General features: G+C 42.7%; 18 protein-coding genes and 2 pseudogenes. 15 read left to right on the forward strand and 5 right to left on the reverse strand.

Annotation, left to right across the window (positions count from 1 at the left end; genetic code table 11):
- Positions 1-364: 364 nt before the first annotated feature.
- Positions 365-598 carry a hypothetical protein gene (locus I8752_RS26835; protein WP_214435276.1) on the reverse strand — a complete coding sequence of 78 codons (234 nt, stop codon included), beginning with the start codon at positions 596-598 and terminating at the stop codon, positions 365-367.
- A 9-nt stretch (positions 599-607) separates the two neighbouring features.
- On the opposite strand from I8752_RS26835, the pseudogene I8752_RS26840 reads away from it, so the two are divergent.
- Positions 608-792: pseudogene (locus I8752_RS26840) on the forward strand (DUF4277 domain-containing protein); the annotation flags it as partial.
- A gap of 204 nt (positions 793-996) precedes the next feature.
- Here I8752_RS26840 and I8752_RS26845 read toward each other — a convergent pair.
- The 4 genes from I8752_RS26845 to vnfD all read right to left on the reverse strand — a co-directional run bounded on the left by I8752_RS26845 (position 997) and on the right by vnfD (position 8,098).
- Positions 997-2,352, reverse strand: coding sequence for a nitrogenase component 1 (locus I8752_RS26845; protein WP_225895931.1), 1,356 nt, complete (start codon positions 2,350-2,352; stop codon positions 997-999).
- Positions 2,353-2,469: 117 nt separating this feature from the next.
- On the reverse strand, positions 2,470-3,993 hold the full coding sequence (locus I8752_RS26850) for a nitrogenase component 1 (protein ID WP_225895932.1): 1,524 nt from the start codon (positions 3,991-3,993) through the stop codon (positions 2,470-2,472).
- Between the two features lie 107 nt (positions 3,994-4,100).
- On the reverse strand, positions 4,101-5,486 hold the full coding sequence (vnfK, locus tag I8752_RS26855; protein ID WP_214435278.1) for a V-containing nitrogenase subunit beta: 1,386 nt from the start codon (positions 5,484-5,486) through the stop codon (positions 4,101-4,103).
- Between the two features lie 563 nt (positions 5,487-6,049).
- The gene (gene vnfD, locus I8752_RS26860) at positions 6,050-8,098 is read right to left on the reverse strand and encodes a nitrogenase vanadium-iron protein, alpha chain (RefSeq protein WP_225895933.1); all 2,049 of its coding nucleotides are present in this window, start codon (positions 8,096-8,098) and stop codon (positions 6,050-6,052) included.
- A 1,005-nt stretch (positions 8,099-9,103) separates the two neighbouring features.
- Here vnfD and nifH point away from each other — a divergent pair.
- From nifH to I8752_RS26930, 14 genes and pseudogenes are all read left to right on the forward strand, one after another.
- Complete coding sequence (gene nifH, locus I8752_RS26865) at positions 9,104-9,928, forward strand: nitrogenase iron protein (RefSeq protein WP_225895934.1); 825 nt, start codon at positions 9,104-9,106, stop codon at positions 9,926-9,928.
- An 839-nt stretch (positions 9,929-10,767) separates the two neighbouring features.
- Positions 10,768-12,222 carry a substrate-binding domain-containing protein gene (locus I8752_RS26870; RefSeq protein ID WP_225895935.1) on the forward strand — a complete coding sequence of 485 codons (1,455 nt, stop codon included), beginning with the start codon at positions 10,768-10,770 and terminating at the stop codon, positions 12,220-12,222.
- 81 nt (positions 12,223-12,303) lie between these two features.
- Positions 12,304-13,440 (forward strand): homocitrate synthase, encoded by a 1,137-nt coding sequence (gene nifV, locus I8752_RS26875; protein ID WP_318780895.1) that lies wholly within the window; start codon positions 12,304-12,306, stop codon positions 13,438-13,440.
- 149 nt (positions 13,441-13,589) lie between these two features.
- Positions 13,590-13,718 (forward strand): annotated as a pseudogene (locus I8752_RS37640) (TOBE domain-containing protein); the annotation flags it as partial.
- Positions 13,719-13,942: 224 nt separating this feature from the next.
- On the forward strand, positions 13,943-14,623 hold the full coding sequence (locus I8752_RS26885) for a 2OG-Fe(II) oxygenase (RefSeq protein ID WP_225895936.1): 681 nt from the start codon (positions 13,943-13,945) through the stop codon (positions 14,621-14,623).
- Positions 14,624-14,653: 30 nt separating this feature from the next.
- Positions 14,654-14,905, forward strand: a complete 252-nt coding sequence (locus I8752_RS26890; RefSeq protein WP_214435281.1) for a hypothetical protein — start codon at positions 14,654-14,656, stop codon at positions 14,903-14,905.
- Positions 14,906-15,039: 134 nt separating this feature from the next.
- The gene (locus tag I8752_RS26895) at positions 15,040-15,861 is read left to right on the forward strand and encodes an NADPH-dependent oxidoreductase (protein ID WP_214435282.1); all 822 of its coding nucleotides are present in this window, start codon (positions 15,040-15,042) and stop codon (positions 15,859-15,861) included.
- 421 nt (positions 15,862-16,282) lie between these two features.
- Entirely contained in the window at positions 16,283-16,510 is a 228-nt protein-coding gene (locus I8752_RS26900) for a hypothetical protein (protein ID WP_214435283.1), read from the forward strand.
- Between the two features lie 141 nt (positions 16,511-16,651).
- Positions 16,652-17,152, forward strand: coding sequence for a phosphate-starvation-inducible PsiE family protein (locus I8752_RS26905; protein ID WP_214435284.1), 501 nt, complete (start codon positions 16,652-16,654; stop codon positions 17,150-17,152).
- A gap of 408 nt (positions 17,153-17,560) precedes the next feature.
- Positions 17,561-18,055, forward strand: coding sequence for a DUF2231 domain-containing protein (locus I8752_RS26910; RefSeq protein ID WP_214435285.1), 495 nt, complete (start codon positions 17,561-17,563; stop codon positions 18,053-18,055).
- The gene (locus tag I8752_RS26915) at positions 18,052-18,657 is read left to right on the forward strand and encodes a DUF2231 domain-containing protein (protein ID WP_214435286.1); all 606 of its coding nucleotides are present in this window, start codon (positions 18,052-18,054) and stop codon (positions 18,655-18,657) included. Before I8752_RS26910 ends, I8752_RS26915 begins: the two co-directional genes overlap by 4 nt.
- A gap of 2 nt (positions 18,658-18,659) precedes the next feature.
- Complete coding sequence (locus tag I8752_RS26920) at positions 18,660-19,667, forward strand: cytochrome c oxidase subunit II (protein WP_214435287.1); 1,008 nt, start codon at positions 18,660-18,662, stop codon at positions 19,665-19,667.
- A gap of 36 nt (positions 19,668-19,703) precedes the next feature.
- Positions 19,704-21,353: a cytochrome c oxidase subunit I gene (locus tag I8752_RS26925; protein WP_214435288.1), complete on the forward strand. Its 1,650-nt coding sequence runs from the start codon at positions 19,704-19,706 to the stop codon at positions 21,351-21,353.
- Between the two features lie 356 nt (positions 21,354-21,709).
- The gene (locus I8752_RS26930; protein WP_214435289.1) at positions 21,710-22,312 is read left to right on the forward strand and encodes a cytochrome c oxidase subunit 3; all 603 of its coding nucleotides are present in this window, start codon (positions 21,710-21,712) and stop codon (positions 22,310-22,312) included.
- Positions 22,313-22,461 lie beyond the last annotated feature (149 nt).

A 22,461-nucleotide genomic window follows, 5' to 3' on the forward strand; every position in this document is an offset into this window, starting at 1 on the left:
CTATACACCGGGGGTTTCTGGTGTCCCTGATTCTGAGGATTGGGCAGAATCACTTTACCCCTTTTACCGTCTCAGCCGTTTTCGGTAATTCCTCTTCACGATGCCTCTGCAAGGATTCACATCTGTTAACCCTGTCTAGTTTTACCCTAGCACTTCACCTAACTATGCGGCTTGCTGATGTCGCGCATTTTACCCTCTAGCTATGAGACATTACAGTTACCCGTAATGCCCCTTTGGGCGGGTACTGGCATTGACACTCGCCAGGAGTATTTCTGAGATACTCACTCTCGTCGTGCAACCGATAGTCGCACCAGTCCCCGTGAGGGGTAATGAGGTTTGGAAACTCTTACACAGCGCCTCGGTATCATGCGATCGCCTCTAGATTTACAGCCTGTTTTAATTGGATGCGGTAGCGCGTACCTTCATCTACAAGCTCAACATAGCTTTTTTGATTTGTTTGTCGGTGGATGGAAAGTAAAGGAGATCGCCCTTTATTGGAATTGGCGAACTCATTGATGCCAATCAGTAATCCTATGTGTTTGTCATAGTAGAGATAGCGGGGATTGCTATATTTTTGAATATGAAGCAAATGCTGCATTTTTAATGCATGACAGCATCACCATTGAATATAACAGTACAAGATGTTGACCACTGTGGTATTGTTGCAGAAATATGTGATGATATGGAACTAGTAGAGCAAATCAACCTAGTGCTTGTTGCAATCCGCAAGAAATAATTAGTGCAGGTCAGGTTGTAAAAGCAATGATTCTCAACAGATTAGGATTTGTCAGTTATGTTTCGGCTCAAGAGCATTTTGGGGTAAAATTAAGACGATGCTTTTTTGATAACCAAGCTGTCGAATTATTTCTGCTGCGCTGTTGCGCTTAATCGCGCAATCTAATTGGGCAAACCAGATGGCTGCAAAGTGGAAGACTAACTTACTACTCTATTGAGAGAAGGTGTGTCTTTTTTCCGTTTCATGCAACAAAGCCCTTTTTATGTCCAATGAATCTCTTTTGAACGAAAAGCTCTATCCCAATCGTTAGCAATCACCTCCATCATATTAATCATTCCTTCATAGCCAAAATATGGCTTGTCAAGATAGGTTTCTCTGTTAGTTGGGCTAAATACATCAAAAGCAATTTGTATTCCTAGTTCCTCTGCCATGTACTTTTCCCATGCCGAGCCAATAACGGCATTAACATCAACCTCTTGTAAGGCATGTTTGATTTGATATCCATCTGCCGAAAATACTACGCGAGGAGAAAGACCGAGGCCTTGTAGTTCTCGCTCTAGAATCGAACGAGAATCAGGCATCGCCGAGCGAAACAATAAGACTTCCGGAATCATCTCTAATTCTTCAAAGAGCATTCTAACAAGTCCAATGCCAAGCGTCCCATCAGCAGATATAGCAATTCTACAGTTACGATACCGAGGAATAATCATCAATGCTCGTTTGCGAAGTGTATCTATGACCATTTCTTCGCCTTGTTTAATCATTGGCTCAACTCTTTCTTCTATTTTGAAATGTGCCGCCAATGCCTTTAACCATCGATTAGTGTTGTTTACACCTACTGGTAAAGGTATATCATCAAGGATAAGGGGAATATCATGAGTCTGTTGCATTTTGCGAGCAAACTTATACCCAACATCATGACTGAGAACAATATTGGCGGTTGCTTCACCAGCTTGCTCCAGTTCTTCAAAGGAGGTATTGTGCGAGAAAACCGTCTGTACTTTAATCCTTAAAAACTTTAAAGTCTGCCTTACCCATTCCAAATCAGCCCACCAAGTAGGATTCAAATTTGCCTGTGGTGCAATGATATTTACAATCCTCGGCTTTCTGCCCCTTCTCTTGGTCTGCCTTTTTTTGATAAAAGGAAGTAAGGCTTCCAAACCCATATCTAAGCCATCATAAGCATTTCCCCTAAACCCACCAGCAAGTAAAGGAACAAGTTTAGCTTTGACCTCTGGTTGAAGCTGATGGCACAATCCCTGAATATCTTCACCAATAATATCTGCCGCGCAAGTACCAACGACAAACATCACCTTAGCATCAAAAGATTTATCCGCCTCTTTGATCATACCTTTGAGTTTCTCAGTTGCTCCCATGACAATGTCTGACTCAAAAAGACGAGTACAACCTACTTTGCGCTTAGTGAAATCAACTTCATGGGCATCATATCCAGCCGCAACAGTGGACGCGCAACCTTGTGGAGACTGAATCACAATACTGACATCTTTAATGCCAGCAACCGTAGTTGCAATACCTTCAAGGGCACAGCCAACGATTGGGTCTTTACTATGGTCTTTACTATGGTCACAATTTTCAAAATTTAGTCCAGCAGACATTTTCTCCTCCTCTTTCTTTAAGGGCATTGCATTGACTATAGGTAGGTGTAGGTTAGGTTCAGTCCCAACATCCAAAAACGTTGTGTTTATTGGGTTTCTATTTTTACTTTTTACTTATTACTCGTTAAAACATTTTCCCCGTCTCTTCTGGGCATATACGGTACAGTCAGGCAAGTCTTGGGCTAGTTTTCCAGTCAGTGATTGAGCAGATGCCAACCCGGAATTTTTAGGGAACACCATTTGCTTGGTTAGGGAACTGCGAGGTCTAAAGCCATATTGCAGTGCTGTTTTGATACACTGTGCGACCTTCAAAGCTCCGCGATAGCCGAATCGAGGACGATTTAAGATGGCGTTTAAATCAACCACAGGAATATGAGGGAAACTCAAAGAAGAACCAAAATACACTACTGATTCGGGATCAAGACCACCAATAAAATCTAGTAATTCATCTTCGGTTTGTTTCATCGACTCGTACTTGCCAAAAGCCAGCGTTCCTTTCGTAATCAGGATTTCCGGGTCTAACCCTGTTTCTAACAAGTAATCTACACTGGTTTCTCGTGCTTCCGTACTCCAAGGATGGAAATTATAAATTACCGCACGCATCCCAAAATCACGTTCTAACATATGGGCAATGGACAAGCACTTGATAGCATCATGTCCTTCGATAATTGCTAACTTTCCCTCTATGTAACTTTTAGCAGCTTCAAATTCAGTCTTAATGGCAGCATATTCCCTTTCCATTAAAGCAGCCGCCTGTTCTTCCATCCCTAAATATTTTGCAGCCCCTTCGAGCCATTTTTCTGTAGCGCTGATTCCATAAGGAAGGATAGTAGAGTTCAATGGAGTACCAAATTTGTCTGACATGGCTTTACCGATGGTATAACCAAGATCCAAACATAAGGTACAGTTAACTGCAGCACTCGGCGCTTGCTTGAGTTCTTCTAAAGTACAATCACCAGCGATGACGCTGTGAACTCTTGCTCCCATTCCTTCAATTAGTCGTATCAGTTCCTTGACATCGGTTTCGACTTCTGTCCTTTCGGGGCCCATCTTTGCACCCACAATATTGACAGCATCGGCTAATTGAGACTGACGTTCTGGAGTTGGCGGCTCCATAAAGTCTACGATTTGCCGAAATACGATATCAAATCCACTGCGATACTCCCCCGCAAATCCTTCACAGTGTATCGTCATAATCTCAGACTGGATTTCTTTGCGTGCCTTATTCACTACGTCATCAACACAGTCGCCAATAATACCAGACGCACAACTAGTAGCAACAACGATCGCATCAGGATGGTATTTTTCATCTACTTCTCGAATCGCACCTGCTAATTCTTTTTCACCACCAAAAATCACTGCCTTCTCACTCATGTTCGTAGTCACCACAGGTTCATAAGGTGAACCACTGTTGCGGCTATTGGTCAGCTTGTATGCCCGCTTTACACCATAAGCACAGCCACTTGGCCCGTGAGAAATGACGATCGCATCTTTAATCCCACTTAAAATCTTTGTTGCAGTCCAGAATTTACAGGGGCGAGTATGGCTACCTTGTAAGGTGGTTTTAATCTTACCCTCTTTTGCCATTTGGTAAAGTTCGCTCAGATTTCCATAAAATACGATATTTTGATCTATAGTCATTATGATTCTCCAGTGTTTCGTTAGCTTCTATAGCGTGGGTAATTAGATCCCCGACTTCTTAGAAAAGTCGGGGATCTCGCAGTTCGTCAAGTATCCTCTTCAGCCTATTACCAGACGTTTAAGATCCACTCGCGATCGTGCTTGTACTCCATATCTGCAAACAAGGCGTTAGCAATGTTGTCTGCTAGCCATTCTGCTCCTTTGTAACCAATCACAGGGTATTTCCACAGACCTGCACGGTCAAAGCTGGGGAAGCCTACCCGAACCATGGGAATATTGTTATCGATGGCAATGTAGCGACCTTTGGAATGACCCAAAATCAAGTCGATTTGCATGGATTTATCTTTAATGCGGCGCTCCAATTCCCAGAGGTCTGCATTTGTGATCACTTCGATGTCAGTAGGTGAGATGCTCTCCAGAGCCTTAATTCTGGGGTCTTTTGCACAAGCTTTGTTATCATCGCCTAACAAGAGCAGCACTGGCTCTAACTCAACTTCCAAGCAGAACTCTGCGAGACCAATTACTAAATCGGGATCTCCGTAAATAGCTACCTTCTTGTTAGCGAAGAACATGTGAGCGAGGTCGGCGAGCGCATCAATAGCTTTACCTCGTTCTCTAACTAAAGATTCTGGTATTGGTTTACCAGTTAGTTTGCTGATATTTTGCAGCCAGATATCGGTGCTTTTGATACCAATTGGTGTTGGGCCAACAATCGCAGGAACCTTAAACTTCTCGTCTAAAAATTCAGCCGCGCTACCGCCTTCATATTTACATAAAGCGATGGTGCCGATGGCGTTAGCAGAATCAGCAATGTCTTCGATGGTGGTATTCCCAAAGGCAAAACTTGTCTTATCGGGCATGGTGGGCGCATCGAAGCTTTCTGTATCCATTAAGATGTTTCCTGGAACATCCATTTCTTTTAAGATGCGCTTAACTTCTGTGACATCTCCAGGGTTAAGCCAGCCAGTAATGACGTTTAACTTGCCAGTTGGTTCGCCTTTTTTTGCTAGGGTAGAAATGATCGCATGGATGCCGACATTATAGCCAGTGACTTGAGAGCCTTTGTAACTAGGAGTATGTACAGCAACAAGCTTAACGTCGCGATCGGGATAGTCTTTCTTTAACTGGCGGTTAAGCTTGTTAATGGTTCCTTCGATGTCGTCCCCAATCGTCTCGGTTGAACAAGTCGTAATAATAGGAATAATCCGTAAATCAGGATATCGTGCGACTAAAGTCTTTACGCCTTCCTCAATACGTGGTATACCCCCAAGGACAGCGCTATTTTCATGCAGAGATGAAGAAGCAATGTCAAAATTTTCCTTCAAATGCTGGGCAAACAGGAGGCGAACAAACATACTGCATCCTTGTCCTCCATGCACCATGGGAATACAATCTTTAATTCCGATAGAAGCATACTCGGCTCCAGCAGGCTGACAGGTAAAAATTGGATTGATTACGCCGCTGCGTTCTTTCTGTTTGACGATTACAGACATCCTATTGACTCCTATGTGGTAAAAAATTGCGTGATTTTTGTTTAGCGTTGCTCAACGAAGAGATGAATTGTTATTTTGAGCATAAGGAAGTAGAGCGATGCCTGCGGCGAGCGATCGCACCTACCAAAACAGTAAGTTGTGCCTGAGACTACAGAAGTAGAATTGAATTTCCTAAAAGTCTTGCAAACTATACGGATGCTTCTGTAGTCAGACAGTGCAAGAATACTACTTTTTGGGAATGTGTTTAGCGTAGGCGTAGCCCGCCCTTAGACATCGCTCCTTAGTTTGTAGGCAAATTCCTGTAAGTAAAGCAGCACCAACACTAACAGGATGACAAAACTCTAATTACTACTCCAATTGAGCAACGCTGTTTGTTTAGTGAGGCAGTTTAGTCTTGGAGATTTCCACACCACTCGCTACCGTGGAAGTTCACCTCACCTCCACGGAGAAGCAAGCTAGGCGTAGTCTGGTAGAGAAGGAGTACAAGCCAAAGGGTGGCTCCCCAAGAAGAACTGTCCGACGCAGGCGCATCACCCGAAGGATTGAATCACCAATCCAATTGCTTAATAAAGCGAGTGGTGTAATTCACCATTTAAGGACTTGGTGATTGCAATATCGATCAGCTTGTGTTTAACAGACTCCAATATTGCTTTCTTTTGCACGTTATCCATCTTGCTCAACCATTGGAATTTCTTTTCTAGGTCAATCACAAGAAGTTTTGCGTCTGCATAAAAAGCTCTGTCAATAAGGGTTTCCAGAACAACCTCTTCCCCGGTCAAGATTTTAGCAGCCTGAGCGAGAACGCCATTGATGTTTTCTTCACGATCCCATGAGCGCGAGTGAAACTGCCACAAACACCGTTGTTGTATTAATGAAGTGACTTCCTCAGTTCGCTCTTGAATGTATATCGCGATTTCCTTTGCTGGCTGTGGAACTGGTAAGGTAGTTTCCTTAGCTGGCGCTTGAACCTGTGAAGTAGTCTCCTTAGCTGGCGCTTGAACCTTTGAGGTGGTTTCCTTGGCTGGCGCTTGAACTGCTGAGGTGGTTTCCTTGGCTGGCGCTTGAACCTTTGAGGTGGTTTCTTTAGCTGGCGCTTGAACCTTTGAGGTAGTTTCCTTAGCTGACTGCTGAACTAATGAAGTCATGTCCGCAGAGGTATCTTTAGCAACTTTGCCATTGCCATTGCCATTGCTGTTGCTTTTGCCGTTGCCATTAGCAACAGAAACATCATCGCGGATATCATTTTGAGCCAATTTCATCAGGGGGGAATTAATGGCATTGTACATATCACGTGCCATATTCACCGCACCTTCAAAGCCCATGTAAGGACCATTGTGGTAGCCATGACCATTCACATAAGGCAAGTGTAACTTCTTCACCAATGCACCCACCCGTGGCCCAGTCAAAACCAAATCAGGCTTGACCATCTCTAGCACTTCAAAGAACTCAAGTTCATTGCCATCATCAATATAGATAGTCCCTTCTTCACCTCTGGCAATTACCTTTTCAAAGTCCTCTTGGTGACCGAACTTCGACGACATCGCCACCACTCTCATCCCCAAATCGTCTTCCAGAGCCTTTGTCCAGTGCCACAATCTAGGGCCTCCAGTCCAGATACAGACTTTCTTGCCGGTCAAACGCTCCTTATACCAAGCTAACTTAGATTCGTATTTAGCTACCTCTTCGGCAATTACCTCTTCGGCTTTATCCTCAAGACCAAAGAAAGCCCCAATTTTACGTAACCCTTCTTTTGCATAATCAAAGCCCCAAGTATCCACATCGATACGGGGAATGCCATATCTTTTCTTCAACTCATTAGCAATATATCCCGCAGACCGCGCACAGTTAGTTACATTCAACTGCGCTCTGTGCATTCCACGTAATGAGTCATAAGTACCATTGCCAGTAAAATGGGCAATGATTTGGATGCCCATTTTTTCCATATACCTTTCAAGGACAAAGGTATCTCCTTGGATGTTGTAGTCCCCAATCACATTAATCGTATATGGACTGGTAATCTCTGGCTCAAGGGTTCCTACTTTCTCATTCACCCAGCCAATGTTAAGAACGTGGTGTCCTTTAGATTGACTTACTCCAGCAAAACCTGGACACTCTACAGTGAAGATATCAACATCACCGAGTTCTTTTTCCACTTCTTTGACTACAGGCTTGATATCATCACCAATCAAAGCTGTAGAGCAGGTGGTGTACACTATCATCCGCTTGATGTCAGGAAATTCAGCAAAGGCTTCTTTGATGGTCTTTTTGAGTAATTTCTCACCACCAAAGACAATATGCTGTTCCTTCATGTCTGATGACCAGGCATACTTAAGTTGGAAGTTGCCGTTGTCACTGGGATAGCGTTTGGTGTGCCAAGTATCGTAGGAACAACCTACAGGGCCGTGTATCAACTGGATAGTATCTTTGAGGACAGCACCAATTACTAGCTTGGCACCACAATAGCTGCATCCGCGCTCAGACAAAGAGCCGGGAATGGTTTCCACGTTGGCGCTGGGGAGAAACTGGGTTGTATCTTCTCCCTTCTCTTTAATATATATGTGTCTTTCACGTTCGGGAATCGTTTCGTCGCATTTAAACAACTTGGTTGGCATGGCTGATTGCTCCTTCTGCAATAGCTGATCTTAAGAAAGATGATTCAAGGCTTTGTATTCAAGAAGAAAACTTTCTTGAGTTCCTTGATTTCAAAATCCTATCAACATCTGTAATTAATAATAGTAAATCTGATAACAATTAGGAAAAAAAATGTAGGAGAATTAAAGAGTAAGTTAGCTATAAATAGACAGTTCTGTCTAAAATTAGAGCAATATTTTCTAATAAAAATAAATCGTTTATCTATGAAAATAGACAGACTGTTCTAAATATATAGGAAGAGATAAATAATTAAATTATTGTCCAGATGATAGATATATTCTTGGAATAAATATGAAATATTTGCTCAATTGAAATCAATATCAAAAACTTAATTTGTGGCTTTTGGACTCTCCCTGTGATGGCTAATTGTAACCACGAATACTATTTGTAAATTAATTGGTAGGCGCAAGTAAATTTGCTGGATGTATGATATTCTTGATTTATGGGAATCTGAATCGCCAAAGCACAATAACTCCTCAGGCACCTGCCAATCAAATTTCAGCCCGGCTTCATCAGTTATTTGTGACGGCATAAGTTAATCGAAGTGGAGCAAAGCCGCAAAAAGTCGGTTTTTCGTTTGGCGAAGCTGTTGCCACAGGGTAGGCTGGACTGATTTTTCTATCTATATGTATATTAGACCTATTGCAAAAGTCGTTCTTTTCATTCTCCTCTTTGCATCTTTGCGCCTTTGCGTGAGGCAAAAAAATATTTATGCAAGAGGTCTATTCATTCCAATAGAAATGATGTTTGTTTTGTTGGAATGAAGCAGAAATTTGTCATTTACTTACCAGAACTGTGGAAGTTTTGTGAATTACTAATCAAAATAATTCGTAATTCAAACTCTCACATTTATGCATGACCTTGAAATTAGCAAGAAATTTCTTTGTCTCCATAATTAAAATTAGAGGCTACAACTTTCATTACGAATTACGAATAGATATATCTGTGCCATTACCGAGGTTTTCATGCGGAAGATTGCTATTTATGGAAGGGGGGGAGTTGGTAAGTCCACAACCACTCAAAACGTAGTGGCTGGACTAAGTGATATGGGTCGTAAGGTAATGGTTGTAGGGTGTGACTCAAAAGCAGACTCTACTCGGCTGCTTTTGGGAGGATTGCACCAGAAGATTGTACTCGATACATTGCGTAAAGAAGATGATGAAGTAAATTTAGAAGACTTTCGTCAGGAGGGATGGGGGAAGACGCTTTGTGTAGAATCAGGTGGGCCTGAACCTGGTGTGGGATGTTCGGGTCGAGGCATCTTGACATCGATTGGATTGCTAGAACAACTTGGTGCCTATGATGATGCAGTTAAACTTGATTATACATTTTATGATGGTCTGGGTAATGTGGTGTGCGGTGGATTTGTCATGCCCCTTCGCGAACGCAAAGCTCAAGAAATTTACATCGTCACTTCTGGGGAAATTATGACAATGTATACCGCCAACAACATCTGCCGAAGCATTCAGAAGTATGCCCCTATAGGCGGTATACGTCTGGGAGGATTGATTTGCAACTCTCGCAAAGTCGATAAGGAAAACGATCTAATTGAGGCTCTAGCCGAGAAACTGGGTACTCAAACAATCTACTCCATACCCAGAGACAACATGGTGCAACGGGCAGAGTTCCACCGTAAAACGGTGATTGAGTATGCTCCTGAGTGCGAACAGGCACAGCACTATCGCAACCTAGCAACAGCAATTGACCGGAACACAAATTTTGTAATTCCGAAATCCATGTCCAACGAGCGGCTTGAAGAACTGCTAGTAAAGTTTGGGTTGTTTGACTAAGACGACGTAGTAAAGTGTCTGAAGCAATTGGCAACCTCTAACTCGAAAAAGCACAAAAAACTGCGTAAGTTTCTTACCAACATTTGAGAAATCGACGTTATAAACTACGTCAAAATTTGTCTACCTCATTGAAGGAGTAGAACTTATTATGTTAACCGAAGAGGTATTAGTCCAAAAATTTATTAGTGTAGCTAAAGAACGTTGTCCCAAACTCGGTGAGTTGCTCCAGTACTGCCACGTCGAACTCGTAAACTCTTACTGGGGCTGCCCCTCGAAACTTATTCAACATTTTGCTGTATATTCGCCCAATCTGTTATTTGCTTGTATTAATGACTACAAAGACCTTCTCAGAGGCACTGCTAGAGATCTAGGAATATCGGACGCTGTTTGCATGAATGCTACACGCATTATCCGCGATCCCGCTTCAACTTTAAAGGAGAGAAACCCCATTCTGTGGTTGGAACTTCATTATGTGTCAGTACCAACTAGAAAATGCAATTGATATCTTAAATTGGAACTTACGGATGAAGGGAATGAGCAAGATGCAGACACACGGAGAAATTATTTCAAAATTCTCTTCCTTGCCTCCTGGGGATACTATTTCTCTTCGCAACTTAGTATAAGTTAGCAAATACTGAAAAAGCGATCGCTAAATAGTATCCAAAAATGCAAGTATATTGGCAAAATGTATGTTACACTTGCGGCAAATAAGCGAAATTGTCAAAGATAGATATCAACATGTCTTCCCACAAAAACGGCAAACACTGAACAACCTTGCTATTGTCCCTACAGATTAAGTTTGTCCACTGCAACTTTTTCTAACGGAGAAATACAGCCTCATGAAACTGGACGTAAATCTTTACAATAACCTGAAGTCAATTAGAACTCGTTTAGGCATGAGTCAGCAGGATTTGGCTAATATAGCTGGCGTAACCCGTCAGAGTATAGGTGGTGTGGAATCGGGACAATATGCTCCTTCTGTCGCTATGTCACTGCGTTTGGCCAAAGCCCTTGGTTGCCAAGTCGAGGACTTATTTTGGTTTGAGGAAAATTTACCAGAAGTTGAAGCAGTTCTTACTAAACCAGTACAGTGCGGACAGCAATTGCGAGTTAGTCTAGCGCGGGTTGGAGGTCAATGGATAGCTTATCCTCTGGTTGGGAACAATGCTTTTCGCCTAGAAATGATTCCGGCCGATGGAGAGGCAGTTGCAGTGAGCCACCAAGTTACAGACAAAAGTTTTAATAGTGAAGCTAAGTCGAGTTTTTTCCCCAGGGAAGACGCTAAGAGCGATAACGCAGCGTTAGTAAGTCTACGAGCATCACAAGCATCGGAGAATTTCTCTGCGGACGAATTCTCATACTCGCCTCTAGGCGAACAGAAGGTTTCCCAGCCTGTTCCTAATGTTCAGGAACACTTACCCTGCCATAAGAGCTACGCCCAACAGCAAATAAGTCAGCAAAGAGCAGCTCCTTGCAGGATAGAAACTGCTGTTAGTGCAAGCAAACTGCCGTTGGCGGAGGATGAAGTACAGAACCAGACAAGTACAAATAAAGTATTGGTTCGACTGCTTGATGATACGGAGAGATTGCAAAATACAGTTGTGGTTGCTGGTTGTACGCCGATGATTTCCCTTTGGGCAAGAGCATCTGAACGCTGGCATCCCAGACTGCGAGTTCATCATATTCTCGCCAACAGTATGGCAGCATTGCGTAGTCTGTGCCGAGGTGAAGTTCACATTGCAGGGATGCATCTGTACGATCCGGAAACTGGAGAACATAATATCCCCTTTGTGCGGAAAGCTTTAGCTGGCAGGAGTGCAGTTGTAATCGCCCTTGGGGTTTGGGAAGAAGGACTTGTAGTTGCACCAGGAAATCCAAAGAAAATCAAAACAATCAGTGATTTAGTGGAATTAGGAGCAACTGTTGTCAACCGTGAATTAGGTTCTGGTTGTCGTACACTTTTGGAACGCAAACTTCAAGAGAAACAGATACCATTACACACAGTTAAAGGATTTGACCATATCGTTTACAACCATCAAGATGTCGCTTTATCTGTAAGCTCAGGAATTGCAGATGTAGGTGTCAGTACAGCATCTATAGCTGCTGCCTTTGGATTGGGATTTATCTGCCTGCATCGATCGCGCTACGATTTAGTGATTCTCAAAGAATACTTGGAAGAAACACCAGTACAGCAGTTGCTCAGTACTTTGGGACATCGGCTAGTTCAATCGCAATTAGAGATTCTCGGTGGCTATGATGTTAGCAACATTGGAGAAGTCGTAGCGAATATTTAGTAATTAGTATTCGTAATTATTAGCCTTCGACTGTTACGAACTACTCAAGTAAACCAAAATCACACAACAGGTTAGCCGCTCGTGAATCACCACTCCATTACGAACAAACATCCCATTCAAATTAATGATACAACCTTGCGAGATGGCGAACAGGCAGCAGGTGTAGCTTTTAACGTTGAAGAAAAAATTGCGATCGCCACCTTTCTAGATTCTATTGGCGTTCCAGAGCTAGAAATTGGCATTCCAGCAATGGGACAAGAAGAAGCAGAGTCAATTCGCACCATTGTCAATTTGGGATTAAATGCCAAGTTACTTGGCTGGAACCGAGCTAATTTATCTGATATCCAAGCATCTATAGATTGTGGTTTGCAACGGGTGCATATCTCCGTTCCCGTCTCGGAAATTCAGATTGCCGCCAAGTTTAGCGGTAAGCAGCAGGTAATGCTAGATCGTCTCCAAGATGCAATTAATTTCGCCTGCGATCGCGGTTTAGCTGTATCTGTTGGTGGAGAAGATTCTTCTAGAGCCGATCCATCTTTTCTATTAGATGTAGCTTTCTCTGCTCAAGAGTGGGGAGCTTTCCGATTTCGCTTTTGTGACACTGTCGGAATTCTCGACCCTTTGACTACTTACAGCAAAGTTCGCTCACTCGTGCATCACCTCTTTATTCCCATAGAAATGCACACGCATAATGACTTTGGACTAGCAATGGCAAACTCGCTAGCTGGTATTGAAGCAGGGGCGCTATCAGTCAATACCACAGTTAACGGAATTGGCGAACGCGCCGGTAATGCGGCGTTGGAAGAAATAGTGATGGCGCTCAAACATATCTACGGTGTCCGAACGGGTATTAATACAAAACGGTTGCTGGAACTGTCACGGTTAGTTGCTAAAGCTGCTAATTGGCCGGTTCCCCCTTGGAAAGCGATCGTTGGTGAAAATACCTTTGCACACGAATCGGGCATTCATGCTCACGGTGTGCTGCAAAATCCAGGTACTTACGAACCGTTCGCGCCGGAAGATGTTGGTTGGGAACGTCGTTTAGTTGTAGGCAAACATTCCGGTCGGCATCTAATACTGAGTGTACTGCAACAACATGGAATCACCCTCAGTCAGCCAGAAATTCAATCAGTGCTGGATGCCGTCAAGCATCAGTCAGTACAAGTTAAGCGCAGTCTCACAGTGGAAGAACTCTTGAGTTTGGTTCCCCAAGGGTGAACGCACTATCAGTAAACAGTTATCAGTACATCCGACAACTGATAACTGATTACTGAAGTTGATTAAGAATGCATAACAATTTTGTCTTTATTGCAAGCGCAATTATTGTACCAAGTGCTAACATGTTACCAACTAAATTGGTGTTAACTATGCCGAGAAAAGATCAAGGATGGATTACCTTTCAATCGTCAACAGAAGAACTGCAAATTTTGGAGCAGTACTGTAAGCGCCATCAACGCACTAAAACTGATGTATTGCGCTCCTTAGTGCGTACTCTCCAACCAAAATTACTTAAAAATCGGAGTCAGCGATTTGATTCTACAGAGGTCGATCTTGACCTATTTAGCTATTTTGAGTAGTGATACCAGTTGTAGAGGTCAATTAATTGTTGATACTGCGTTGTCATAACACCACTTGATGTCCAGGGCAGTCAGGATTGGTTAACTATAGTAAATTATTTTTTTCTACCATGCTCAATTTTGAGTCCATTAATACCACAGCAATGCAAAAAGTCCCATATAATTGGGCTTTGATTAAAAACCTATTCTCAACAGAGGCAAGCGTAGAACTAACTGCCAGTTTTCCCCACGAGGAATTTCACCTGTCGGAGGGAGAGGGATATGGATACTCTTGGGGAAAGATGCTTGCCAGTAGTGAGGATATTCCTTTGATGCTCAAATCTAGCGATCGCCGCTGGCGACAGCGAATGGCACAAGGCAGACTTACCAGTGACTTGGGACACCTTAGTAATCTCTGGCGGCAGTTGATAGAAGGACTGTGGACAGATTCTTACCGCACAGCAATGGCTAAAATGTCTGGGTTGGAGCTAAAAGACTGTTTAATGGATATTGGGTTTCGTCGATATAAGTTAGGACAATTGCATCACCCTCATACAGACGAGCCGAACAAAGTTTTAACTCATCTGCTATTTTTCAATCAACAATGGTCTAGTGACTGGGGAGGCTGTTTGCGAATTCTTAAAGACTCCCAACCGGAATCTACCTTCCAAGACATTCTACCCCTGAGCGATTCCTCAGTTGCGATCGTGCGTTCTGATAATTCCTGGCATACAGTAACTCCGCTTACTTGCCCTGTATCTGAGTGTCGGCTGGCTTTACGAGTTGCTTTTTTTCACAACGATCGCCTAACCCCAGATTTTGGAGAAACCCAGCTAGCCGCGTAGCAGTCAAGTATTTTTCTGTGGATGCCTGATATGAATAAAGAATTCTACAATTTCTCCAACATTGCAATCCAAATCCTTCCCATACTTCTGTTGCTGCTGCTTGCCGTATATCTCAACCTGAAAGTGATAGAGCGTTACCCCCCTTTTGTCACTTCCGTCAAAGAAAATGATGAAGTTTATATTTCAAAAGGCTTTTATCCATCAGATATAGATAAGCCCCATGAACAAAACCTAACCAAGCTAGAATCTATGATTAACACTGTCTTGCTTTTTTCAGATTGATAGAACAAGGATTGTACCGATTTTTGTGAGTTAATCGGCCTTCTGATTTTCTAATTCTTCCTTGTTCTCCCTGTTTTTCGTTGTTGGGAATCCCTGTGAAATCGTAAAAAAGTGTTGGAGTTTGAAAGTTGACCATGACTAATCCTACAGAACTATTGCGATCGCGCTACGGTGAGATTCCCTTCAATTATGAAATTGACTGGAACGACTCTCTACAAACGCTACTATCTCACCGTTCAATTCGGTCTTATCTATCTGACCCCTTACCACCAGGAACCCTAGAATGGCTAGTTGCATCTGCTCAATCTGCTGCTAGTTCAGCTAATTTGCAAACTTGGAGTGTGGTAGCGGTTGAAGATCCAGAGCGCAAAGCAGAATTATGCAAGCTATCTAATAACCAAGCATGGGTTAACCAGGCTCCTGTATTTTTGGTTTGGTTGGCAGATTTAGGTCGTATGGCTCATATTGCTGACAGTCGCGGATTACCTCATGTGGCTCTAGATTACATAGAATTGTTGTTTAAAGCAGTAATCGATGCCTCGATAGCAGCGCAAAATGCGACTCTAGCTGCTGAATCTATTGGTTTGGGAACGGTATATATTGGTGCAATCCGTAATAATACACAAGAGGTGGCAACACTACTAAATTTGCCACCTTTTGTGTTCCCTGTATTTGGATTGTCTGTAGGTTATCCCAATCCTGAAGTACAACCTGCTATTAAGCCGCGTTTACCACAGTCAGTTGTATTCCACCGGGAAACCTATAAATTAGCAGAACAAGATGAAGCGATCGCTCACTACAACGATATCATGAAAGAGTTCTATATAGAACAAAAAATGAATGCCGCTGTTGATTGGTCGCAAAATTCAGCCGAGCGGATCGCAACCTTAGACTATTTAAAAGGATGCAAATACTTGCGTGAAACTCTCAACAACTTCGGCTTCAAGTTGCTCTAAAAGCAACTGACGTTGTCTGCAAGGGTTCCCGCTGTTGAGCAACGCCAGTTTGCTCAAGTCGGAAAACCCCTTCGGGTGACGCTCCTTATGTCGCTAACGCTGCGCTAACGGCAGTCCACTCGGCGGCAGAGCCGCACGTGTAGCTGCACTCACCGCCCACGCAACTGGCTCAACTTTTCAAGACAGATTTTGGATTACAGATTGAGTTGATACCCAAAATCACACTCTTTTCTTCTACGTCTGGGTAACTCTGCGTAAATCAATCACATCCTGATTCAGCAACACTAAAAACTGCTGTGAGAGATATTCCAACAAGCTTTATCTTTCAAACAAGAGCTGACCTGTAAGAATCGCTCTTGTGATGATAATCACCGACCAACAACGTAGAATTAACCCACGAAACAGAAAGGAACTTCAAACAATGAACGACTTGTCTACCAAAGATTTAAACAAACTACGCTCTCTAAGCAAGATAATTATTAATCGAGTGGAGATTTTTGTAGAAACCTACTTAGCAGATGCCTCTGTTAATGAGGAACTGATTAACCAAAACTTACAAGAGATTATCAAGGCTGCGAATAACCTAATAACAGCGACATCTAAAATTAAACCCACAGAAAATTTACATAACATCAACAGTTCAAAATAGTTCAATAGTGCTGAGTAGAACCCCATAGCTAAATTATGGGATTGAATACAGTGCCGAGTTACGAGTGCTGAGTATAGTGTTAATTACTCAGCACTATTTTTGATTAGGGAGATAAATGAACCTAGACTATTAGGAAATACTATGCTAAAAGAACTGATTTTCAAACTCAACAATTGGTTACAACGAAATAGAATTGTACGTAACCTAGAGTTTTTTCAAGACTTTATTATCATTTCTCTATGTCTTGGTTTATTCTGTGTAATGCTCATCCGACTGGGAGATATGTTCTTATCCTTTTTGCATCCCTTAGATTTACGACAAGTAACATCTGATATCTTATTCATTTTAATTTTAGTAGAGTTGTTTCGTCTATTAATCGATCATCTACAACAACAACGGACATCCGTAACCGCAGCAGTGGAAATTACTATTGTTTCTGCTTTGAGAGAGGTAATTTTACGCGGTGTTCTCGAAATTCCTCGCGACCAAATTTTTGGTATAGCTGTATTTTTAGTAGTTTTAACAGCAATCATTGGAGCTTTGCCTTGGATATCTCGGTTTTTGGAACAGGTCAAAATTGCTAACCCAGAAGCAACAGAAAAAAAGCAGTTGTTGACTGAAAATACTCTAGCTTCTGATTAATTGTAACCGTAATTACTCTTTGAAAATAATTTGGTAAACGCAAGTAGATTTGCCAGATGTATGATATTCTTTATCTAGAGAGAATCAAAAGCACACTTAAAGATATGGTCTTTGTATCTCCCTAGCTTATTAACGTAGAAGAAAAGTCAAATCATCCAAGTATTTTCAATTTTGCTAAAGTGCATCAATCTGCAAGCGATATTAATGATATTTAATATCCTTGCGTTTTTGTTTAAGACTTTATACCAATTTGAAAAAAGAATGCAAGAGATACAAATCTAGAAATTTAAATAAAGTTTGACTTTCTTAACTACGTAGCTTGCTTACTATTAGGTATTAGGAGCTTGTTTCTCCCGGAGCAAGTATTACGAATTACGAAAATACTAACTAACACATGAGTAGAATACCATGCTTGAGAGTCTTCTGAACAACCATAACTTACCGTACCCCGATACAATACATCCCATCATTGTCCATTTTGTGATTGCGATGGTATTGTTTGCCTTTTTGTGTGATGTTATTGCTTACTTTACTAATAACTATCGTCTTTTCGAGGTGAGTTGGTGGAATATGTTTTTCGCTACAATTTCCATCTTCATCGCCGTTGTTTTTGGTCAATTTGAAGCAGGTTTAGCACAACCTTATGATGCCGTTCAACCAGTACTTAATTTACACACTATCCTTGGTTGGTCACTTTCAGGAATTCTTGCAGCAATCACAGCTTGGCGTTATGTAATTCATTGCCGTAATCCAAAAAAAGTATCAGTTTATTACCTAGCAGCAGGTCTAGTTTTGACCATATTAGTAGGCGTACAGGTGTATTTCGGAGATGAATTGGTTTGGGTATATGGACTGCATACTGTACCTGTTGTTGAAGCCGTGAAGGAGGGCTTACTACGATGAATCCTGAAGTTGTTGAGCAATTAAGAAGTCATTTAGGCGCAAATGGGTTGCCTTATCCTATACCTATTCACCCAAATCTAGTTCATCTGACTATAGCTTTGTTCATCCTTGGCATTACCTTTGATTTCATTGGTACACTGTTCCCTCTACAAAAACCAATCTTCAAGTTTTTAGCAATTCCTGCTAATCGTTCTAGCTTCTTTGAAGCTGGTTGGTACAACATGCTAGGCTCGGCACTGATCACATTGTTTACAGTGGCAGCAGGTTTTTACGAAATTATGTTGGCACAACCACCTGCTGGGGTTAAAAGTGCCTGGGGATTGGAAGCAACAGAAACAATGCTTTGGCATGGTGTAGGTGGTGTTTTTTTGCTAGGACTGATTGTGGGGATGGCTATCTGGAGAGGATTGCAGCGCTACATTTGGGATCGGGATGACGGTAAACAGGTGCAGTGGGCTTATTTATATTCTGGACTGTTCATTATATTCATCATGTTCATCCACGGTACGCTAGGAGCGCACTTAGGTGCTGAGTTTGGGGTTCACAATACTGCTGATATGTTGTTGCGCTTGGGTAAAGATCCCAACTCGCTACTGAGGTAATCATGAAAATCCGAAAAATTTTGATTTTGAGTGGAATTGCGATCGCCTTAACTGCTGTTAGTCTTTTGATAGGACAGTGGACATATTCCTGGATGCCTCCTCAAGCCGCAGCAGAATCGCACCTCGTCGATAGATTGTTTAGTTTCTTAATCACACTGGGAGCATTTATCTTCCTGGGAGTTACAGGAACACTCATATATTCAGCAATTTTTCATCGAGCAGAGAAGTTCGATACTAGCGATGGCCCTCCAATTGAAGGAAATATCACATTAGAAATTGTCTGGACGGCAATTCCTGTATTGCTAGTATTTTGGATTGCTGGCTACAGTTACCAAATCTACGAGCAAATGGGGATTCAAGGCCCAATGGAAGCTATGCATCTGCATATTCCAACGCTAACGAAATCTGCATCTGCTGCACCAGTGAAAGAGGACAAGGGGAATGTTGAGGGACTTCCAGTTGAAGATATTGAAGTCGATGCCAAACAATGGGCTTGGGTTTTCCGCTATCCAAGAACAGATATCACTAGTACCGAACTACATTTGCCCATCAATCATCGCATCCGTTTAGCATTGCATTCAGAAGATGTTATCCACGGCTTTTATATTCCCGCTTTCCGAGTCAAGCAAGACATTATTCCCAACCGTAACATTGACTTTGAATTCACCCCTATTCGCACTGGCAAATATCAATTGACCGATTCTCAATTTAGCGGCACTTACTTTGCAACTATGCAGGCAGATGTCATTGTCGAGTCCCCTGAAGATTATAAAAGATGGCTGGCAGAAACAGCAAACCGTAGACCGTGCATAGCAAATAATCAAGCAGCTTCCGAATATGCCGAAGAGTCAAAAGAATTAGTCAAAGGTTGGACTACAGTAGTACCTGCAAAAGCACCTGTAGTCAACTCTAACAAAGTAATTAGTCACTTGTCTTACTCTCTTCCTCTATGCACTTCTACGCTTCTGCGCGAGGAACAAACCTTCAAGTATCCTTCAACCAGAAAATGAGTAAACAAATGACAGAGAACAAAGGGAAAAAGATAAATGACAAATATTTCTGTTAAAGGTATTACAGGTAACGCACCTCAAAACGAACCTACAAATAATTGGAAGCACTACTTTAGCTTCAGCACAGACCACAAAGTTATCGGTATTCAGTATATTGTTACCGCTTTCATTCTCTTTTTAGTCGGTGGTCTATTTGCAATGATCATCCGTGGAGAATTGATTACTCCAAAAGCAGACCTCCTTGATCGTAGTGTTTATAATGCAATGTTCACCATGCACGGCAGTGTGATGCTATTTGGATGGACATTTCCTATACTTACAGGTTTTGCTAACTATCTTGTGCCTCTGATGATTGGGGCGCGAGATATGGCGTTTCCCAGACTTAATGCTGTTGCCTTCTGGATGGTACCAGTCGCTGCTATCCTACTGATGGTCAGTTTCTTTGTACCAGGTGGGCCAGCGCAAGCAGGTTGGTGGTCATACCCTCCCGTCAGCGTGCAAAACCCGACAGGAAACTTAATCAATGGTGAGGTTATCTGGCTTCTGGCAGTGGCAGTATCAGGTGTTTCTTCAATCATGGCGGCGATTAACTTTGTCACCACAATTATTACGATGCGCGCACCTGGGATGACACCCTTCCGCACGCCCATCTTTGTTTGGAACGTATTTAGCGCCCAGATAATTCAACTGTTTGGACTACCTGTGTTAACAGCAGGTGCAGTCATGCTTTTACTCGACTTAACAGTTGGAACTAGCTTTTTTGACCCCACCAAGGGAGGCGACCCGGTTCTATTTCAACATTTTTTCTGGTTCTACTCCCACCCTGCTGTTTATGTAATCATTCTGCCGGTCTTTGGAGTCTTTTCGGAGATTTTCCCTGTTTTTGCTCGCAAACCTCTGTTCGGTTATAAAATTGTCGCTATTTCATCACTCCTGATTGCTGGAGTTAGCGGTATAGTCTGGGTACACCATATGTACGCCAGCGGTACTTCCGGCTGGATGCGGATGGTTTTCATGCTCACAACCATGTTCGTATCTGTGCCTACTGGGATTAAAGTATTTGCTTGGACTGCAACGATTTGGGGTGGTAAGCTACGATTTGATACACCAATGCTGTTTGCATTTGGTGCATTAATCTTGTTTGTGTTTGCAGGTATCACAGGCATCACCCTTTCTTCTGTTCCTATTGATGTCCATGTCAATAATACTTACTATGTGGTGGGTCACTTCCACTATGTTCTATATGGCACAGTCACGATGGGGATGTTTGCTGCGATTTACTTCTGGTTCCCTAAGATGACTGGACGTATGTACTATGAGGGCTTGGGTAAGTTGCACTTTTGGCTAGCGTTCATTGGTACTAACCTCAACTTCTTTCCAATGCATCCATTAGGATTGCAAGGAATGTTGCGTCGAGTTTCTTCTTATGCCCCAGAGTATGAATTTTGGAACATTATCGCCAGTATTGGAGGATTTATGCTAGGCGTATCCACTTTGCCGTTCATTTTGAATATGATTGGTTCTTGGATACATGACCAGCACGCACCGAAGAATCCTTGGCGGGCTATTGGACTAGAGTGGCTGGTTGCTTCACCACCTCCTGTAGAGAACTTTGAGAAAATTCCAGTTGTTGTGGGTGAACCCTATGGCTACGGTAAGTCTGAACCTTTGGTAGCTGAGCATTAGTTTTAACGCAGAGGGGAGGCAGTGCGGTCTTGGGGTTTCCCCCATAAGCGACTGCCGTCGCAGAGGTCTACGCACAGGTACGTAGTGAAGCAGTCGCAGTCCTGGTGAGTCCACTTGCCGTCTTGGCGCATGTGAAGGATGGCAAAGTGGCGAACCCGAAAGGCGGTTTTCGTCGGTTGCGTTAGCGAAGCGGTAGCGACGAAGGAGCATTACTGCCGTTAGCGTAGGTTAGCGAGCTTGCGAGCGTCACCCGAAGGGAGAGTTTGAGATGAGGTGCGTCGCAAACTACTTCCTTTCCCCTCTAAGTCTTTCTCTGCGTCTGGAGCGTGAGATAAATATATAGGAGTATTTAAGCAATGGACAGTTCCATCATTTCAGGAAAATCACACCATCCTTCACACGAGCATACCCATGATGAAGAACGCAGCAAGATGTTTGGCTTCATTGTGTTCTTGCTTTCAGAAACTTTCATTTTTCTCGGTTTTTTTACCGCATATATTGTCTACAAAACAACAAATTCTGACTGGTTGCCTGCTGGTGTTTCTGGACTGGAAGTCAGAGATCCGGCAATTAATACAGTGGTTCTTATCTCCAGTAGCTTTGTCATCTACTTGGCAGAACGCGCCCTTGCACGCCACGACTTGATGAAATTTCGCCAGTTTCTTTTCCTAATGATCGCAATGGGAACTTACTTTTTAGTCGGACAAGCTATCGAGTGGAGTCACCTTTCTTTTGGCTTTACTACAGGAGTCTTTGGTGGGATGTTCTACTTACTCACAGGCTTCCACGGTTTGCACGTTCTCACTGGCATTTTATTGCAGATACTTGTTTTGGGTCGCTCTTTCATCCCTGGTAACTACGACACAGGTCATTTTGGTGTCAATGCTACTTCTATTTTCTGGCACTTTGTTGATGTCATCTGGATTGTTTTGTTTGTTCTGATTTATATCTGGCAATGACACTTAGTAGTCTGAAGTTTTGTGCGGAAGATTGCTTTGCAGCATAACGCCTCAAATCAGCGGCGGTAGACAATCCCGAACTCAGCACCAGTGGCTTTCGACCGTCCGCTGCATTTGAATTATTGGGCGGCGAGATCGAATTGAATTAA

This window comes from Dendronalium phyllosphericum CENA369, from assembly GCF_016056275.1.
GTDB classification, from domain to species: domain Bacteria; phylum Cyanobacteriota; class Cyanobacteriia; order Cyanobacteriales; family Nostocaceae; genus Dendronalium; species Dendronalium phyllosphericum.

What these genes read in the sequence shown, in the direction of transcription:
- I8752_RS26835 (WP_214435276.1), bottom strand. Translation starts at nt 598, where the DNA reads ATGCAGCATTTGCTTCATATTCAAAAATATAGCAATCCCCGCTATCTC.
- I8752_RS26845 (WP_225895931.1), bottom strand. Translation starts at nt 2,352, where the DNA reads ATGTCTGCTGGACTAAATTTTGAAAATTGTGACCATAGTAAAGACCAT.
- I8752_RS26850 (WP_225895932.1), bottom strand. Translation starts at nt 3,993, where the DNA reads ATGACTATAGATCAAAATATCGTATTTTATGGAAATCTGAGCGAACTT.
- vnfK (WP_214435278.1), bottom strand. Translation starts at nt 5,486, where the DNA reads ATGTCTGTAATCGTCAAACAGAAAGAACGCAGCGGCGTAATCAATCCA.
- vnfD (WP_225895933.1), bottom strand. Translation starts at nt 8,098, where the DNA reads ATGCCAACCAAGTTGTTTAAATGCGACGAAACGATTCCCGAACGTGAA.
- nifH (WP_225895934.1), top strand. Translation starts at nt 9,104, where the DNA reads ATGCGGAAGATTGCTATTTATGGAAGGGGGGGAGTTGGTAAGTCCACA.
- I8752_RS26870 (WP_225895935.1), top strand. Translation starts at nt 10,768, where the DNA reads ATGAAACTGGACGTAAATCTTTACAATAACCTGAAGTCAATTAGAACT.
- I8752_RS26885 (WP_225895936.1), top strand. Translation starts at nt 13,943, where the DNA reads ATGCAAAAAGTCCCATATAATTGGGCTTTGATTAAAAACCTATTCTCA.
- I8752_RS26890 (WP_214435281.1), top strand. Translation starts at nt 14,654, where the DNA reads ATGAATAAAGAATTCTACAATTTCTCCAACATTGCAATCCAAATCCTT.
- I8752_RS26895 (WP_214435282.1), top strand. Translation starts at nt 15,040, where the DNA reads ATGACTAATCCTACAGAACTATTGCGATCGCGCTACGGTGAGATTCCC.
- I8752_RS26900 (WP_214435283.1), top strand. Translation starts at nt 16,283, where the DNA reads ATGAACGACTTGTCTACCAAAGATTTAAACAAACTACGCTCTCTAAGC.
- I8752_RS26905 (WP_214435284.1), top strand. Translation starts at nt 16,652, where the DNA reads ATGCTAAAAGAACTGATTTTCAAACTCAACAATTGGTTACAACGAAAT.
- I8752_RS26910 (WP_214435285.1), top strand. Translation starts at nt 17,561, where the DNA reads ATGCTTGAGAGTCTTCTGAACAACCATAACTTACCGTACCCCGATACA.
- I8752_RS26915 (WP_214435286.1), top strand. Translation starts at nt 18,052, where the DNA reads ATGAATCCTGAAGTTGTTGAGCAATTAAGAAGTCATTTAGGCGCAAAT.
- I8752_RS26920 (WP_214435287.1), top strand. Translation starts at nt 18,660, where the DNA reads ATGAAAATCCGAAAAATTTTGATTTTGAGTGGAATTGCGATCGCCTTA.
- I8752_RS26925 (WP_214435288.1), top strand. Translation starts at nt 19,704, where the DNA reads ATGACAAATATTTCTGTTAAAGGTATTACAGGTAACGCACCTCAAAAC.
- I8752_RS26930 (WP_214435289.1), top strand. Translation starts at nt 21,710, where the DNA reads ATGGACAGTTCCATCATTTCAGGAAAATCACACCATCCTTCACACGAG.